Origin of the sequence: Pseudomonas sp. IT-P12 (genome assembly GCF_949767465.1) — a bacterium.
Taxonomy (GTDB): Bacteria; Pseudomonadota; Gammaproteobacteria; order Pseudomonadales; family Pseudomonadaceae; genus Aquipseudomonas.
This window is the reverse complement of sequence record NZ_CATKPY010000003.1, coordinates 106,121-121,779: the sequence shown is the minus strand read 5'-3', so window position 1 is coordinate 121,779 and position 15,659 is coordinate 106,121. Positions and strand designations below refer to the sequence as shown.

Below are 15,659 nucleotides of genomic sequence, written 5' to 3'. Positions count from 1 at the left end.
GCCGTCCCATGACCCCATTCGCAGCAAGGTGATTTCCATGACGGAACAAGTATCGACAAGCACGTGCGATTCACCGCTACTTCAGGCATTCGTCGACAATCGACTGATACTGGTCAAAATTGCCGCGCGCATCACCGGTTGCCGGTCGCGTGCCGAAGATGTGGTTCAAGACGCGTTCTTCCGCCTGCAATCGGCACCGCCGATCACCTCCTCGATCAAGGCCCAGCTCAGTTACCTGTTTCAGATCGTGCGCAACCTGGCCATCGATCACTACCGCAAGCAGGCGCTGGAGCAGAAGTATTCCGGGCCGGAAGAGGAGGGATTGAATGTGGTGATTCAAGGCGCATCACCCGAAACCTCGCACATCAATTTCTCGACCCTGGAAAACATCGCCGACGCGCTGACGGAGCTGCCGACCCGCACCCGCTATGCCTTCGAGATGTACCGCCTGCACGGGGTGCCGCAAAAGGACATCGCCAAGGAACTCGGCGTTTCGCCGACCCTGGTGAATTTCATGATTCGCGATGCGCTGGTGCATTGCCGCAAGGTGTCGGGCAGCCGGGCGGCTGTTCGGCGGTAGGTATCGAAACCGCGTCGCCTCCATCGCGAGCAGGCTCGCTCCCACAGGGTCATCCGATCGACCTGTGGGAGCGAGCCTGCTCGCGATGACTGACTGAAAATCGCCGCCGGCCTTGATGCCTTCCCCTCAAGCCAACCCACACCGCTCGAAAAACCGCTCCCGCCCCAGCACCATCAGCGCCGCGCGCTTGTGCGGAAAGTCGAACTCCTTCTCGCAATGAAACCGCTGGCCCTGCAGGTAGCCGATCATCTTCGCGTTATCGGCCCGCGGCTCGGCAACCACCCGCTGGGTGCGCGGATCATCGAGAAACAGGTAATGGGTCAGCGCCGATAGCCAGCTCGCCACCTTGTGCGGGCCGCGATGATGCTCTTCACCGACCAGCATGTGAATGCCACGGTCGTAATCGCCCGCCTCATAGAACGGCGCGATGCGGTCTTCCTTGGCCCAGTAGGCTTCGAAATAGGCAAACGGCTGATCGTCGAAACAGCCGATCAGTGTCACGGTGTGCGGATCGGCCGCGAGTTTGTCCAGGTACTCGCGATGCTGTTCGAGGCTGCCTTCCTCCTGCCAGAAGTTCGCCACCCGTCCGCTGTTCTGCCAGCGGTTGAACCGTGCAAGGTCCAGCTCGATGTCCAGGGTTCGCAGGGAGATCCACGCTCCCAGCCGGGCGTCGAAGCGCCGATAGACTTCGCCTCGCGGTTTCATCGGGCGTAGCGGATGACGCTTGCCGCCGCTGATCACCCAGTGCTGCGGGTAGCAGGCGGTTGATGCATGGCCCAGCCAGGGCTGCGGCAACTGCCAGAACAGGGTGCGTTGGCCGTGGTACTGGCCGGGGTTGTCGGTCGGCACCAGCAAGCCGCTGAGCAAGGCTTGGGCAGGTGCTTCATTGAGGTGCCAGGTCAGTTGCTGACAGGCCGCATCGCGGGCAAACAGCCAGTAACTGGCGGCCCACAAGGCCTGGACGTCGCAGCGCCCTTCGACGCGCAGCGTCAACCCGGGCTCGTGGCTCAGGCGCAGGGTTATCAGCGGCTGCGTGTCCAGGCTCAGGTTCAGGCGGTTTTCGCTTTCTTCAGCGACAAGGCGCTGGCCCGTCGGCAGCGCCAGGGCACTCAGGTCATTCAGATCGGGCATGGGTCGGGCTCACGTTAATCGTCGACAGTTCAACGAGGTGACGTCAGCCAGAGGGAAAAATTTAAGTGGCGGCGATCAGCCGTGCGTATTCAGTTGCCCGGCACCGGCACTACCGCGATCTTGTACGGATCGAAAATCTTCATCATCTGGCCGTTGTCGCGCAACCCTTGCAGCAACCGCGCGAAGGCCTCGCCGCTGATCGGTGCGGCCGGACGCAGAATGGCGTAGTGGTGATAGATCTGGTCGATGCGTTCGGACACCAGCAACTGGTCGCCGACCTTCTCGTTGCGCAACAGGTAATCGCTCAGGTAGGAGCGTGTCACCAGGGCAATGTCGGCCCGCCCGCGCAGCACCATCAGCAGGTTGCTGTCGTGGGAATAGGTCAGCGTGGCGTTGTAGTGCTGCGCGAGGTATTTGGGGTCGGCATTGAAATTGGAGAACTCGTAGTGATAGCCGCTGAACAGCGCCAGACGCTTGCCGGCCAGTTCGGCGAAATAGTCCTGCTGGCGACTGGGCAGGCGCTGCGCGACGAAGATCTCGGCGTCCTCCAGCCCCATGTCGACGCTGACGTGCGGGATGTCCTTCCAGCCCCACTGCGGGTTCTCGAAGATCGCCATGTCCACCCGGCCTTGCTTGAAGTCGCCAAAGCGTCGCGGAATGGACGTGGGCACCAGGACAAACTGGTAGTCATGTTGCGAGACATTGAGCGCTTCCACCAACTGCGGCAGCAGGCCAGTGTCGGCGCCGGATTCCGGGCGCACGGTATAGGGCGGGAAATGCGCGGCACCGACACGTACCAGTTGTGCGGCCGGAGACGACAATACCCAGCCTGTCGCAAGCGCTGCCAGCAAAAGCTGCGAAGCCGTCCGAATTGGCGAAGACATCAAAACGTCCCACTCCCCAGTCATACCCATCAATCCATTCAAGCCAGGGGCTTTCGCCCACTTAGCCAGTTCCAGCAGTCCTGTGCAAACTATTGTTTCTCTTCCAGCACCAGAATCAATGCCTCATCGGCCAACTGATCGAGGCTCAGGCTGCCGCCGGGACGAAACCAGGTGGTGGTCCAGGACAATGCACCGGTCAGGAAGCGTCGCGTGATGAACACGTCGCCACGAATGAAACCGGCGGCCTTGGCCTCCCCCAGCACCTGCAGCCACAGCTCCTCGTAGATATCGCGCAGCGCCAGCACCTGGGCCTGGCCCTCCTCGGACAGCGAACGCCATTCATACACCAGCACCGCCATGGCTTCACCGCTGCCACCCATGATCGACTGCAACTCACAGCGGATCAGCGCCAGCACCCGCTCGCGCACACTGCCCGCCTCGGCAATGGCCGCGCGCATCAAGGCCGTGTTGTAGCGAATGGTTTCTTCCATCACCGCCCGCAGGATTTCGTCCTTGCTCTTGAAGTGGTGAAAGATGCTTCCCGACTGAATGCCCACGGCGCCGGCCAGATCGCGCACGGTCGTGCGTTCGAAGCCTTTGTTGCGAAACAGGTGGGCCGCCACTTGCAGCAGTTTGCCACGGGCGCTGTCCGGGTCGGTCAACTGGTTGCTGTCGACCAGTTCGCGCATGACCTTCAGGGCTTTTTGCTCATCCACCCGTTCTCTCCTACAGTCGAGTCCATCGCCAAAACAGCGGGGTTGCGCGGGCAATTTAAGCTGGCGCAGGCAACCAAGCAAGCGCTCGGGCAGAAGATGTTCAAGGGATTTACAAACCAAGCGCTTGCTTGGTAGTCTCGGTGCACGTTCGATGGAGGTGACTATGGAAAGGTCTGTGCCTGAAAGTGTTCGCATCGGTTGCGCCAGCGCGTTCTGGGGCGACACCTCGACGGCTGCCGCACAATTGGTGGACGGCGGGCGCCTGGACTACCTGGTGTTCGATTATCTGGCCGAAATCACCCTGTCGATCATGGCCGGTGCGCGGATGAAGGATCCCCAGGCCGGTTACGCCGGTGACTTCATCGAAGTCCTCAGCCCCTTGCTGGGAAAACTGGCCGAACAGAAGATCCGCGTCATCAGCAATGCCGGCGGCGTCAACCCGCAGGCCTGCGCCGCTGCCCTGCAGGCGGCCTGCGACAAGGCCGGCGTGCCGCTGAAAATTGCCGTGCTGCTGGGCGATGATTTGCAACCGCAGTTCAAGCAACTGGCCAGTCGCGGCCTCCAGGAAATGTTCAGCGGCGCGCCATTACCGGCGCTGTGCGTTTCCACCAACGCCTACCTGGGCGCGCCGGGCATCGTCGAAGCCCTGCGTCTGGGGGCCGACATCGTGATTACCGGCCGCGTGGTCGACAGCGCCGTGGTCAGCGCCGCACTGGTGCACGAATTCGGCTGGTCCTGGCACGACTACGACAAACTCGCCCAGGCCGCACTGGCGGGTCATATCATCGAATGCGGCGCCCAGTGCACCGGCGGCAACTTCACCGACTGGCGCGACGTCCCCGACTACGAACACATCGGCTTTCCCATCGTCGAAGTCAGCGCCGACAGCCAGTTCATCGTCAGCAAACCCGAAGGCTCCGGCGGGCTGATCACACCACTGACCGTCGGCGAACAGATGCTCTATGAAATCGGCAACCCACAGGCGTATCTGCTGCCCGACGTGGTCTGCGATTTCACCCAGGTCAAACTGGCGCAACAAGGCAAGAACGTGGTCCACGTCCATGGCGCCAAAGGCCTGCCGCCTTCCGACCAGTACAAGGTCAGCGCGACGTACCCGGACGGTTTTCGTTGCACCGCCAGTTGCCTGATCGCCGGGATCGATGCCGTCGACAAGGCGCGACGGGTCAGCGAAGCGATCATCAACAAGACTTCCGACATCTTCCTTCAGCGCGGTTGGGCTCCCTACAGCGAGGTGAGCATCGAACTGCTTGGCAGCGAGGCGACCTATGGCCCCCACGGCCAGCGCCAAGACAGCCGCGAAGTGGTGATCAAGCTCGCCGTGCGCCATCCGGACAAACGGGCCCTCGTCACCTTCTCCCGTGAAATCGCCCAGGCGGCCACCGGCATGGCGCCAGGGTTGACCGGGATCGTCGGCGGTCGGCCGACGGTGTATCCGCTGATCCGGCTGTTTTCGTTCCTGATCGAAAAAAGCGCCTGCACCCTGGAGGTCGACGTGGACGGCCAGCGTCACCCATGTGCCCTGCCCGCCCCCGACACCCTCACCAGCGCGGACCTGCCCCTGCCGGTCGCCCCGCCGCCCCCCACGGGCCGCGCCGATGCCAGCGTGGCGCTGGTCAAACTTGCCGTCGCGCGCTCCGGCGACAAGGGCAATCACAGCAACATCGGCGTCATCGCCCGCGAGCCGGAGTACCTGCCGTGGATCGCCGAGGCCTTGACCCCGGAAGTGCTCGTCGACTGGATGAGCCACGTGCTCGATCCGGTTCATGGACGCGTCGAGCGCTGGTACCTGCCTGCAACCCACAGCCTCAACTTCCTTCTGGAAAATGCCCTTGGCGGGGGCGGCGTGGCCAGCCTGCGCATCGATCCGCAGGGCAAGGCCTTCGCCCAACAACTGCTGGAGATTCAGATTCCAGTGCCTGCGCACATCGCCGATCAGGTCAACTAGAGGACTGCCGCCGTGGCCTACGATTCGATTTTCAAAGCCGATCTGTTTGCCGACCAGACCATCATCGTCACCGGTGGCGGCAGCGGCATCGGTCGCTGCACCGCCCATGAACTGGCGGCCCTCGGAGCCCACGTGCTGCTGGTGGGGCGCAAGGCCGCCCGGCTGCAAGCCGTGGCGGCCGAGATTGTCGAAGATGGCGGTCGCGCCGATTGGCAGGCGTGCGACATCCGCGAAGAGGAGGCGGTCAGGCAACTGGTCAGTGAGCTGATCCGCCAGCACGGCCCGATCCATGGGTTGGTCAACAACGCCGGCGGCCAGTTTCCGTCGACGCTGGCCGCAATCAACCAGAAGGGTTTCGAAACCGTGATGCGCACCAATCTGGTGGGCGGCTTCCTGATGGCGCGGGAAGTGTTCAACCAGTCGATGAGCAAACACGGCGGCGCCATCGTCAACATGCTCGCCGACATGTGGGGCGGCATGCCCGGCATGGGCCACTCGGGCGCGGCACGCTCGGGCATGGATAACCTGACCAAGACCGCGGCGTTCGAATGGGGTTACGCCGGCGTGCGGGTCAATGCGGTGGCGCCGGGCTGGATTGCCTCCAGCGGCATGGACACCTACGAAGGCGCCTTCAAGGCAGTGATTCCGACCTTGCGCGAACACGTGCCGCTCAAGCGCATCGGCACCGAATCGGAAGTCAGCGCGGCGATCGTGTTCCTGCTCAGCCCCGCCGCCGCCTTCATCAGCGGCAGTACCTTGCGCATCGACGGTGCCGCCAGCCTGGGCGGACGGGCATGGCCTCTGCACAAGGCGACCCACAGCGAATCCTATAACGGCTTCCACCGCGCCTGTCTCCCAGACGTGCTTCAGGACAAGGACTAAGTCATGCCAGTGATCGAGTCTCACATCGACCCGCTCAGCGAACAGTTTGCCCGCAACCGAACGGCCATGCTGGCCGCTGTGGAGCACCTCCGTCAGTTGGAACAGAACCTGCTGGACAAGGCCGCTGAAGCCAAGCCCAAATTCGACAAGCGCGGGCAACTGCTGCCCCGCGAACGTCTCAACCTGCTGCTCGACCCCGGCGCGCCGTTTCTCGAGCTGGCGAGCCTGGCCGGCTACAAATTGCATGACGACAAGGACGGCAGCTCGGCCGGTGGTGGTTTGATCGCCGGCATTGGCTACGTGTCCGGCGCCCGGGTCCTGGTGATTGCCAACAACAGCGCGATCAAGGGCGGCACAATTTCCCCCAGCGGCTTGAAAAAGTCCCTGCGCCTGCAACAGATCGCCATGGAAAACAAACTGCCGGTGATCACCCTCGCCGAAAGCGGCGGCGCCAACCTCAATTATGCGACGGAGATTTTCGTCGAAGGCGCACGCAGCTTTGCCAATCAGGCGCGGATGTCGGCCCAGGGCCTGCCGCAGATCACCGTCGTCCACGGCTCGGCCACGGCCGGTGGCGCCTATCAGCCGGGGCTATCGGATTACGTGGTGGTGGTGCGTGGCAAGGCCAAGCTGTTTCTCGCCGGACCGCCGTTGCTCAAGGCCGCCACCGGTGAGGTGGCCACCGATGAGGAACTCGGTGGCGCCGAAATGCACGCGCAAACCGCAGGCACCGCCGAGTACCTGGCGGAAAACGATGCCGACGGCGTGCGCCAGGTGCGCGAGATTGTCGCGATGCTGGCCTGGAACGCTCAGTTGCCCTGGTTACCCGAACGCCAGTGGCAGCCGCCGCGCTACCCCATCGATGAACTGCTCGGGCTGATTCCCGACGACCCGAAAAAACCCTACGACGTACGCGAAATCATCGCGCGGATCGCCGACGGTTCGAACTTCCTCGAGTTCAAGGGCGAGTTCGATCAACAGACCGTCTGCGGCCACTTGCAGATCGAGGGTCGCGCCTGCGGCTTCATCGGCAACAATGGCCCGATCACGCCCAAAGGCGCGAGCAAGGCCGCGCAGTTCATTCAACTCTGCGACCAGAGCCGCACACCCCTGCTGTTCTTCCATAACACCACCGGTTTCATGGTCGGCACCGAGTCCGAGCAACAGGGGGTGATCAAGCACGGCGCCAAGATGATCCAGGCGGTGGCCAATGCGCGGGTGCCGAAACTGACCATCGTCGTCGGCGGTTCCTATGGCGCCGGCAACTACGCAATGTGCGGTCGAGGCCTGGATCCACGCTTCATTTTCGCCTGGCCCAACAGCCGCACGGCGGTGATGGGCGGCGCTCAGGCCGGCAAGGTGCTGCGCATCGTCACCGAGGCCAGGCAGCTCAAGGACGGGCTGACACCCGATCCGAAAATGCTCGACATGCTGGAGCAGGTCACCGCGCAGAAACTCGACAGCCAGTCCACCGCGCTGTACGGCAGCGCCAGCCTGTGGGACGACGGTCTGATCGACCCGCGAGACACCCGCACCCTGCTCGGTTACTTGCTGGACATCTGTCATGAGGCCGACGTGCGGCCACTGCACACCAACAGTTTTGGCGTAGCCCGGTTCTGAACCGGCCAGAGGAGAACAATAAAAATGATCTTCACCCAGGAACACGAAGCACTGCGCCGTACCGTCCGCCAGTTCGTCGATCACGAGATCAACCCGCACGTCGAGGAATGGGAAAAGGCCGGGCGTTTTCCCATCCACGAGGTCCTGCGCAAGGCCGGTGAACTCGGCTTGCTGGGGATTTCCAAACCGGAAAAATTCGGCGGCATGGGCCTCGACTACAGCTATTCGATCGTCGCCGCCGAAGAGTTCGGCACCATCCATTGCGGCGGAATCCCGATGTCCATCGGCGTGCAGACCGACATGTGCACCCCGGCGCTGGCGCGGTTCGGCTCCGATGAATTGCGCGAGCAGTTCCTACGCCCGGCGATCAGCGGCGAGCAGGTCGGTTGCATCGGGGTGTCCGAGGTCGGTGCCGGTTCCGACGTTGCCGGTTTGAAGACCAGCGCCCGCAAGGACGGCGACGACTACGTGATCAACGGCAGCAAAATGTGGATCACCAACTCGCCAAGCGCCGATTTCATCTGCCTGCTGGCCAACACCTCGGATGACAAGCCGCACGTCAACAAGTCGCTGATCATGGTGCCGATGAACACCCCGGGCATCAGCCTCAGCTCGCATCTGGACAAGCTCGGCATGCGCAGTTCGGAAACTGCCCAGGTGTTTTTCGATAATGTGCGCGTCCCGCAACGCAACCGCATCGGTCATGAAGGCGCGGGGTTCATGATGCAGATGCTGCAATTCCAGGAAGAACGCCTGTTCGGCGCGGCCAACATGATCAAGGGCCTGGAGTACTGCGTCGACAGCACCATCGAGTACTGCAAGGAGCGCAGGACGTTCGGCAGCGCGCTGATCGACAACCAGGTCATTCACTTCCGCCTGGCCGAACTGCAAACGGAAATCGAATGCCTGCGCGCGCTGGTCTACCAGGCCACCGAGCAATACGTCAGAGGCCAGGACGTCACGCGTCTGGCCTCGATGGCCAAGCTCAAGGCCGGACGATTGGGCCGGGAAGTCACCGACAGCTGTCTGCAGTATTGGGGCGGCATGGGCTTCATGTGGGACAACCCGGTGGCCCGCGCCTACCGCGATGTGCGGCTGGTCTCCATCGGCGGCGGGGCCGACGAAATCATGCTGGGGATCATCTGCAAACTCATGGGCATCCTGCCGGGGAAAAAGAAATGAGCACCCTGCCGGATTGTCAGACGTTGTTGCTCGAACGGCATAACGGCGTGCTGCACATCACCCTCAACCGCCCGCAAAGCCGCAATGCCATGAGCCTGCAAATGGTCGCCGAACTGCGTTCCGTGCTGGCGGCCACCCGTGATGACCGGGCGATCCGCGCCCTGGTGATTGGCGGGGCCGACGGGCATTTCTGCGCCGGCGGCGACATCAAGGACATGGCCGCTGCCCGTGCCCAGGGACCGGGGGCGTATCGCGACCTGAACCGCGCGTTCGGCTCGCTACTGCAAGCGGTGCAACACGCGCCGCAAGTGGTGGTCACGGTGCTGCAAGGGGCGGTGCTCGGCGGTGGTTTTGGCCTGGCTTGCGTCAGTGACATCGCCATCGCCGATCATCAGGCGCAGTTCGGCCTGCCGGAAACCAGCCTCGGCCTGCTGCCCGCGCAGATCGCGCCTTTCGTGGTCCAGCGTATCGGCTTGACCCAGGCCCGTCGGCTGGCCCTGACCGCCGCACGCTTCGATGGCATCCAGGCACGACGCATGGGCCTGGTGCACTTTGTCGAACAGGACCCGCAGGCCCTGGCCGAACGCCTCGATGAAGTGTTGGCCCATGTGCTGTGCTGCGCGCCGGGGGCGAATGCGGCCACCAAGCAGTTGCTGCTGGCCAGTGCGCTGCAGCCTTCGGATGAACTGCTGGATCAGGCGGCCGAGTGGTTCAGCGAAGCGGTGACTGGCGCGGAAGGAACCGAGGGCACCATCGCCTTCGTGCAGAAACGCAAACCGGGGTGGACCTGTTGAAAGGCATCGCGAGCAGGCTCGCTCCCACACTTGAATGCGTTGCCACTGTGGGAGCGAGCCTGCTCGCGATGACGGCCTGACCGGCAACATCAACACTCGAGGAACAGCCCAATGCCCGGATTCACCAAAATCCTCATCGCCAATCGCGGTGAAATTGCCTGCCGCATCCAGCGCACCGCCCAGGCCCTCGGCTATCGCACCGTCGCAGTGTTCAGCGACGCCGATGCCGATGCCCTGCACGTACGAATCGCCGACGAAGCCGTCAACATCGGCCCGCCCCCAGTGCAGCAATCCTATCTGAACACGGTGGCCATCCTCGAGGCCGCCCGCCGCAGCGGCGCCGACGCGATCCACCCCGGTTACGGTTTTCTCTCGGAAAACGCCGGCTTCGCGCGCGCCTGCCAGCAGGCCGGCCTCACCTTCATCGGCCCGAGCCCCGACGCCATCGAGCTGATGGGCAGCAAACGCCTGTCGAAACTGGCCATGCTCGACGCCGGTGTCCCCTGCATCAAGGGCTATCAGGGCGCCGAGCAGGACGACGCGACGCTGAGCCGCGAAGCCGAACGCATCGGCTTTCCGCTGATGATCAAGGCCAGCGCCGGCGGTGGCGGGCGCGGCATGCGCCTGGTGCACGATGCCGCGGACCTGCTGGCACAGGTTCGCACCGCGCGCTCGGAAGCCTTGAATGGGTTCGGCAGCGATGAACTGATCCTCGAACAAGCCCTGATCGATCCGCGCCACGTCGAAGTCCAGCTGTTCGGCGATCAGCACGGCAACCTGATCTACCTCGGTGAGCGCGACTGTTCGATCCAGCGTCGTCACCAGAAAGTCATCGAGGAAGCGCCCTGCCCGGTCATGACCGCCGAACTGCGCCAGGCCATGGGCGAAGCGGCGCTCAAGGCCGGTCGGGCGGTGAACTACGTGGGCGCCGGCACCGTGGAGTTTCTGCTGGACGCGCGCGGGCAGTTCTACTTTCTGGAGATGAACACCCGGTTGCAGGTGGAGCATCCGGTCACCGAACTGATCACCGGCCTGGACCTGGTGGCCTGGCAACTGCACATCGCTCAGGGGCAGCCGCTGCCGTTGCGCCAGGAGCAGGTGCAACTCAGCGGCCACGCCATGGAAGTGCGCCTGTATGCCGAAGACCCGACCCAGGGATTCCTGCCGCAAACCGGACGCGTCGTCGCCTGGCAGCCGGCCCTGCAAAACGGCGTGCGCATCGACCATGGCCTGGTCGAAGGACAGACTGTCAGCCCGTTCTATGACCCGATGCTGGGCAAGCTCATTGCCCATGGCGCGACCCGGGAAGAGGCCCGGCGCAAGTTGCTGCGGGCGGTGCAGGACAGCGTGCTGCTGGGCCTGCCGAGCAATCAGCGCCTGCTCGCCAGCCTGCTGGACCACCCGCAGTTCATCAGCGGGACGTTCAGCACCGGCTTCATTCCGACATTTTTCGCCGACCATCCGTGCCTGCACCCTCATGTTCCCGGCGCCGAAGAACTGGCGACGGCGGCGGCGCTGTTCCATCACACCTCGGCCCAGGCTCATTCCGGCGCACGGGCCGGATGGCGCAACAACGCCAGCGTGCCGCTGCAGTACCGCATCGGTGTCGAGGATCAGGACTGGCCGGTGCAGATCGACGTGGTCGAGGGCGAACCTTATCGCGTCGAGGTCGGCACGCGGGTGCTCGCCCTGAGTGTGATTCACTGCGACGGGCACTGGGCCACCCTGGAAATCGATGGCCTGCGCCAGCGCCATGCCTATCGCCTCGAAGCCGGACAACTCTGGCTGTTTTCCCGCCCCGGCAGCCTGCGCCTGGTGGACCGCACACAGGCGCAGGTCAGCCGTCAGGCCAGCGCCAGCTCCGGCACGCTCAAGGCGCCGATGGACGGAGCGATCGTCGATGTGCTGGTGACAGAAGGCAGTCCGGTGAGCAAAGGCCAATTGCTGGTGGTGCTCGAAGCCATGAAGATGGAGCATCCGCTGAAATCCGGCATTGATGGCGTGCTCAAGCGCTTGCAGGTCAAGGTGGGCGACCAGGTGAAAAACCGGCAGATTTTACTGGAGGTCGAATAACCCGCTAGGCGGATGCGTCGGCTTTGGCTACGCTCAAGCGCATCAGCACGCGGATATCAGGAACCCTGCAATGCCTCATTGGCTGGTCATTGACCTGGAAGCCACCACCGATGAAGGCGGTTGGCCGGTCACGGAAATGGAAATCATCGAAATCGGCGCCACGCTGGTGGATCGCCAGGGGCGCGAGCAGGACCATTTCCAGCGATTCGTGCGCCCGCTGCGGCGGCCGCTGCTCACGGCGTTTTGCCGGGAGCTGACCCACATCACCCAGGCCAACATCGACAGCGCACAACCCTTGACCGAAGTCTGGCCATCTTTCGAACGCTGGCTGGGCCAGCATCACTCGCGCCTGGAAGGCTGGGCCAGTTGGGGCGACTACGACCGCAAGCAACTGGTTCAGGAATGGCAGCGCCTGCAACTCGACAGCCAGCTGAGCCGCGTACCGCACATGAACCTCAAGCAGCGCTTTGCCAAGGCCAGGAGGCTGGATCGCCCGCTGGGCCTCAACGGCGCACTGCAACTGGCGGGACTGCAGTTCAACGGACAGCAGCACCGGGCGCTGGAGGATGCGCGCAATACAGCACGTCTGTTACCGCTGATTCTGCCCCTCTAGAGAGGTGACGCGGCCCGGGGCCTTGTGCATACTGGCCGGCCTTTTTCAGCCCTTTTCGAGGAATCGCCCATGTTCAAAGTCAACGAGTACTTCGACGGCACCGTCAAGTCGATCGCGTTCGGCACCGCTGAAGGTCCGGCGACCATCGGCGTCATGGCTCCGGGCGAATACGAATTCGGCACCAGTCAACGGGAAATCATGCACGTGGTCAGCGGTGCCCTCACCGTCAAGCTGCCAGACAGCAGCGACTGGGAAACCTTCGACGCCGGCAGCCAGTTCAACGTGCCCGCCAACAGCAAGTTCCAGCTGAAAGTGGCCGTCGACACCGCTTACCTGTGCGAATACCGCGGCTAACCCTGCGATTTCAAGCGCAAAAAAATGCCCGTGTCCCAGGACACGGGCATTTTTCATTCAGGCTCGTCTATTCCAGCACGGTCACCGGCATACCCACTTCAAGTTGACCGTTACCGTCGTTGACCAGGTTCTGGCCGAACATCGCCCCCTCTTCCCGGGCACGGTATTTCTGCAAGGTCGCGAACGGTTCACGGTCGTCGCTGCGCACGCCGGTCTGCGGATCGATGGTGGTCAGGATGCAGCGTGAACACGGTTTGACCACGCGGAACTCGACCTCGCCAATGCGGATTCGCTTCCAGTTGTCCTCGGCGAAGGCCTCGACGCCCTCGATCACCAGGTTCGGCCGAAAGCGCAGCATTTCCAGCGGGCGCCCGACCTTGTGCGACAGATCCTCGAGTGAGGCCTGGCCGATCAGCAACAAGGGGAAACCATCGGCGAAAGCCACCTGATCGTCGTCCTTGCCGTAGCCCGCCTGCGTAGTGCGCGCGCGGTCCAGCGGTATCTGCACAAGGCGAGTCGGTTTGCCGATGAAGCCACTGACCCAGGCGGCCGCCTCGTCACCGGCATCGGGCACGCGCAAGGTGTCGCGCCAGATGGTCACACCGCGCAGCTCTGCATCATTTGCCGGCAGGGCGACATCGATCGCCGGGTGGCCCGGCGCGCTGAGGGTCAAACCGCCACGGGCATTCCACAACGCCGACAACTGACTCATCTGCGCCACTGCACGCTGGGTCAGGAAACGCCCGCTGGACTCGTCCACCAACATCCAGCGTCGATCCCCGTCCAGCCCGAGCTTGTCGAGGCTGACCTGATTCAAGGCTTCGCCCTTGCCGGATTTCAACGGAAAACGATAAAGCGCGCTCAGACGCAGCATGTCCAGCTCCCCAGATGGTCAAAAAACGCCACCCTATACGAGCTTCAGCGCCGAATCAAAGCGCAAATCGTGGAAGCGAGCCTGCTCACGAAGGCGATTCCACATTCAGCCTGAATGTCGAATAGCAGTCTCGCTCCCACAGTAGGGCGTCAGGCGGGCACAGCGTCGAGCATCAGGCGCTGGCGCACCACGTCGACCAGCTTGTCCGGCTGGAATTTGGAGAGGAAATTGTCGCAGCCGACCTTCTTCACCATCGAGTCGTTGAAGCTGCCCGACAGCGACGTGTGCAGCACCACGTAGAGGCCGCGCAGGCGCGGGTCATTGCGGATCTCGGTGGTCAGGCGATAACCGTCCATTTCCGGCATCTCCGCGTCGGTAAAGACCATCAGCAGCTTGTCGGTCATGTTGACGCCGGTGTCCGCCCAGCCCTTGAGCATGTTCAACGCTTTCAAACCATCGCTGGCAATGTGCATCTTCACGCCCAACTGGCCCAGGGTGTCGCGCAATTGCGAAAGGGCCACGTTGGAATCGTCCACCAGCAACACTTCGCGGCCACGGGCACGCTCCAGGACCGGATCGTCAAGTTTGTCGCGGGACACCTTGGCGTTGTACGGGACGATTTCAGCCAGTACTTTTTCGACGTCGATGATTTCCACCAGTTGATCGTCGACCTTGCTGATCGCGGTCAGGTAATGCTGGCGGCCAGCGCTGCTAGGTGGCGGCAAAATGGCTTCCCAGTTCATGTTGACGATGCGGTCCACGCCACCGACCAGGAAGGCCTGCACCGAACGGTTGTACTCGGTGACGATGATCGTACTGGTCGGACTGGGCACCAGCGGACGCATGCCGATGGCCTGGGACAAGTCAATCACCGGCAGGGTCTGGCCACGCAGGTTGACCACACCGCAGACAAACGGGTGACGCTGGGGCATCAGGGTCAGCTTCGGCAGTTGCAACACTTCCTGGACCTTGAACACGTTGATTGCGAACAATTGCCGCCCCGCCAGTCGGAACATGAGAATTTCCAGGCGATTCTCACCCACCAGTTGCGTGCGTTGGTCTACCGTGTCGAGAATGCCGGCCATCAATGACTCCTGGGCTTGTTCTGATGAATTCACTAAAGAGGGTTATCGGCTGTTTTGGCCGGAGCTTGACCCCCGCACAAAATGCCAGCACAGCATTGATGTCACATTAACATCATGCTTTACTAGCGTCCTCAATTCATCTGCTTCAATCCCTGCGGCGCGACCACAATTCGCACGTTAGGTTCCCGTGCGTAAGGGAATCCCTGAGCAACAATCAGGCCCAACCTGATATTCGCAATATCCAATAGCCATTAATGTGACGCCATTCTCACTGCATGAATGGAGTCAGGCTTTTGTGTGCGATCGCAGATCAGTGGCCTTCCACCTTCTCGAGCTCCCCTGCCTGCCTCCACGTCGGCTCCAGACCGTCCTCATCAATACATACGACACGCCCTCACTTGACATGAAGTTGTGGAGATAAGCATGCCGAACGACCGTAAAGAGTGGGCCCAACGGCTCCCGGAATTTCTCGTCGAGGCAGAAACGCTCCTGGCCAAATCCGAGGAGTGCCTGAGTCATCTGCAATTGATCAGCAATGACAAGGACGCCATCGAGTGCATGATGAGCACCCTGCTGAAACTGGCCAGCAAGGCAGACGCCCTCGCGCTGGTCGCGGTTTCGGAGTTCTCGCTGCACATTCATGGCCTGCTCAATCATGCCCAGCAACACATGGACCTGCATGCCCAGGCACTGGGAGCACTGAAAGACTGCTTCACCCTGATGGCGTGGCAACTCGAATTGATCGATCAGACAACCGGGCAACTGTGCCTGGATGACAGCGAACAGACATCGCTGATCGAAGCCTTTGCCTTCCAGGTCGGGCAAAGCCAGTTTCATCCACCGGCTCACGCAAAACCGCTCAGGCTTATCTCTTTTCCATAACCCCGTCGTGGGTTCCTGCCAAC

15 protein-coding genes are annotated in these 15,659 nt (G+C 62.6%); 10 read left to right on the top strand and 5 right to left on the bottom strand.

The genetic code is table 11. The features are described 5' to 3' along the window. Window positions 1-37 precede the first annotated feature (37 nt). Window positions 38-580: an RNA polymerase factor sigma-70 gene (locus tag ACM6IM_RS02265; protein ID WP_192306299.1), complete on the top strand. Its 543-nt coding sequence runs from the start codon at window positions 38-40 to the stop codon at window positions 578-580. A gap of 126 nt (window positions 581-706) precedes the next feature. Here the strand turns inward: ACM6IM_RS02265 and ACM6IM_RS02260 are convergent, their stop codons facing one another. The 3 genes from ACM6IM_RS02260 to ACM6IM_RS02250 form a co-directional block, all read right to left on the bottom strand. After that, window positions 707-1,711, bottom strand: a complete 1,005-nt coding sequence (locus ACM6IM_RS02260) for a GNAT family N-acetyltransferase (protein WP_414864052.1) — start codon at window positions 1,709-1,711, stop codon at window positions 707-709. 89 nt (window positions 1,712-1,800) lie between these two features. After that, on the bottom strand, window positions 1,801-2,595 hold the full coding sequence (locus tag ACM6IM_RS02255) for a substrate-binding periplasmic protein (protein ID WP_414864051.1): 795 nt from the start codon (window positions 2,593-2,595) through the stop codon (window positions 1,801-1,803). Between the two features lie 89 nt (window positions 2,596-2,684). Further along, a complete protein-coding gene (locus ACM6IM_RS02250; protein ID WP_201192973.1) occupies window positions 2,685-3,311 on the bottom strand; it encodes a TetR family transcriptional regulator in 627 nt (208 codons plus the stop codon). Window positions 3,312-3,486: 175 nt separating this feature from the next. Between ACM6IM_RS02250 and ACM6IM_RS02245 the strand changes: the two genes are divergently transcribed. The 8 genes from ACM6IM_RS02245 (at window position 3,487) to ACM6IM_RS02210 (ending at window position 12,795) form a co-directional block, all read left to right on the top strand. After that, entirely contained in the window at window positions 3,487-5,277 is a 1,791-nt protein-coding gene (locus ACM6IM_RS02245; protein ID WP_414864050.1) for an acyclic terpene utilization AtuA family protein, read from the top strand. Between the two features lie 12 nt (window positions 5,278-5,289). After that, on the top strand, window positions 5,290-6,159 hold the full coding sequence (locus ACM6IM_RS02240) for an SDR family oxidoreductase (RefSeq protein ID WP_414864049.1): 870 nt from the start codon (window positions 5,290-5,292) through the stop codon (window positions 6,157-6,159). 3 nt (window positions 6,160-6,162) lie between these two features. Beyond that, window positions 6,163-7,779, top strand: a complete 1,617-nt coding sequence (gene atuC / locus ACM6IM_RS02235; protein ID WP_414864048.1) for a geranyl-CoA carboxylase subunit beta — start codon at window positions 6,163-6,165, stop codon at window positions 7,777-7,779. Window positions 7,780-7,803: 24 nt separating this feature from the next. Then, on the top strand, window positions 7,804-8,961 hold the full coding sequence (atuD, locus tag ACM6IM_RS02230; protein WP_192306286.1) for a citronellyl-CoA dehydrogenase: 1,158 nt from the start codon (window positions 7,804-7,806) through the stop codon (window positions 8,959-8,961). Further along, window positions 8,958-9,755, top strand: a complete 798-nt coding sequence (locus tag ACM6IM_RS02225; protein WP_414864047.1) for an enoyl-CoA hydratase/isomerase family protein — start codon at window positions 8,958-8,960, stop codon at window positions 9,753-9,755. The genes atuD and ACM6IM_RS02225 overlap by 4 nt, the downstream gene beginning before the upstream one ends. Before the next feature lie 111 nt (window positions 9,756-9,866). Further along, on the top strand, window positions 9,867-11,828 hold the full coding sequence (locus ACM6IM_RS02220; protein ID WP_414864046.1) for an acetyl/propionyl/methylcrotonyl-CoA carboxylase subunit alpha: 1,962 nt from the start codon (window positions 9,867-9,869) through the stop codon (window positions 11,826-11,828). 70 nt (window positions 11,829-11,898) lie between these two features. Further along, a complete protein-coding gene (locus ACM6IM_RS02215) occupies window positions 11,899-12,441 on the top strand; it encodes an exonuclease domain-containing protein (RefSeq protein WP_192306280.1) in 543 nt (180 codons plus the stop codon). A 69-nt stretch (window positions 12,442-12,510) separates the two neighbouring features. Continuing rightward, the gene (locus tag ACM6IM_RS02210) at window positions 12,511-12,795 is read left to right on the top strand and encodes a pyrimidine/purine nucleoside phosphorylase (RefSeq protein WP_192306278.1); all 285 of its coding nucleotides are present in this window, start codon (window positions 12,511-12,513) and stop codon (window positions 12,793-12,795) included. Between the two features lie 67 nt (window positions 12,796-12,862). On the opposite strand, the gene ACM6IM_RS02205 is transcribed toward ACM6IM_RS02210, so the two are convergent. Beyond that, window positions 12,863-13,669: an MOSC domain-containing protein gene (locus ACM6IM_RS02205; RefSeq protein WP_414864045.1), complete on the bottom strand. Its 807-nt coding sequence runs from the start codon at window positions 13,667-13,669 to the stop codon at window positions 12,863-12,865. 149 nt (window positions 13,670-13,818) lie between these two features. Beyond that, complete coding sequence (locus ACM6IM_RS02200; RefSeq protein ID WP_192306275.1) at window positions 13,819-14,754, bottom strand: chemotaxis protein CheV; 936 nt, start codon at window positions 14,752-14,754, stop codon at window positions 13,819-13,821. 423 nt (window positions 14,755-15,177) lie between these two features. On the opposite strand from ACM6IM_RS02200, the gene ACM6IM_RS02195 reads away from it, so the two are divergent. Further along, on the top strand, window positions 15,178-15,636 hold the full coding sequence (locus ACM6IM_RS02195; protein WP_192306273.1) for a hypothetical protein: 459 nt from the start codon (window positions 15,178-15,180) through the stop codon (window positions 15,634-15,636). Window positions 15,637-15,659 lie beyond the last annotated feature (23 nt).

Bases quoted from the DNA above. Each gene is read 5' to 3' on its own strand.
- ACM6IM_RS02215 (WP_192306280.1), top strand. From the start codon at position 11,899: ATGCCTCATTGGCTGGTCATTGACCTGGAAGCCACCACCGATGAAGGC.
- ACM6IM_RS02260 (WP_414864052.1), bottom strand. From the start codon at position 1,711: ATGCCCGATCTGAATGACCTGAGTGCCCTGGCGCTGCCGACGGGCCAG.
- ACM6IM_RS02210 (WP_192306278.1), top strand. From the start codon at position 12,511: ATGTTCAAAGTCAACGAGTACTTCGACGGCACCGTCAAGTCGATCGCG.
- ACM6IM_RS02195 (WP_192306273.1), top strand. From the start codon at position 15,178: ATGCCGAACGACCGTAAAGAGTGGGCCCAACGGCTCCCGGAATTTCTC.
- atuD (WP_192306286.1), top strand. From the start codon at position 7,804: ATGATCTTCACCCAGGAACACGAAGCACTGCGCCGTACCGTCCGCCAG.
- ACM6IM_RS02225 (WP_414864047.1), top strand. From the start codon at position 8,958: ATGAGCACCCTGCCGGATTGTCAGACGTTGTTGCTCGAACGGCATAAC.
- atuC (WP_414864048.1), top strand. From the start codon at position 6,163: ATGCCAGTGATCGAGTCTCACATCGACCCGCTCAGCGAACAGTTTGCC.
- ACM6IM_RS02200 (WP_192306275.1), bottom strand. From the start codon at position 14,754: ATGGCCGGCATTCTCGACACGGTAGACCAACGCACGCAACTGGTGGGT.
- ACM6IM_RS02265 (WP_192306299.1), top strand. From the start codon at position 38: ATGACGGAACAAGTATCGACAAGCACGTGCGATTCACCGCTACTTCAG.
- ACM6IM_RS02220 (WP_414864046.1), top strand. From the start codon at position 9,867: ATGCCCGGATTCACCAAAATCCTCATCGCCAATCGCGGTGAAATTGCC.
- ACM6IM_RS02205 (WP_414864045.1), bottom strand. From the start codon at position 13,669: ATGCTGCGTCTGAGCGCGCTTTATCGTTTTCCGTTGAAATCCGGCAAG.
- ACM6IM_RS02255 (WP_414864051.1), bottom strand. From the start codon at position 2,595: ATGTCTTCGCCAATTCGGACGGCTTCGCAGCTTTTGCTGGCAGCGCTT.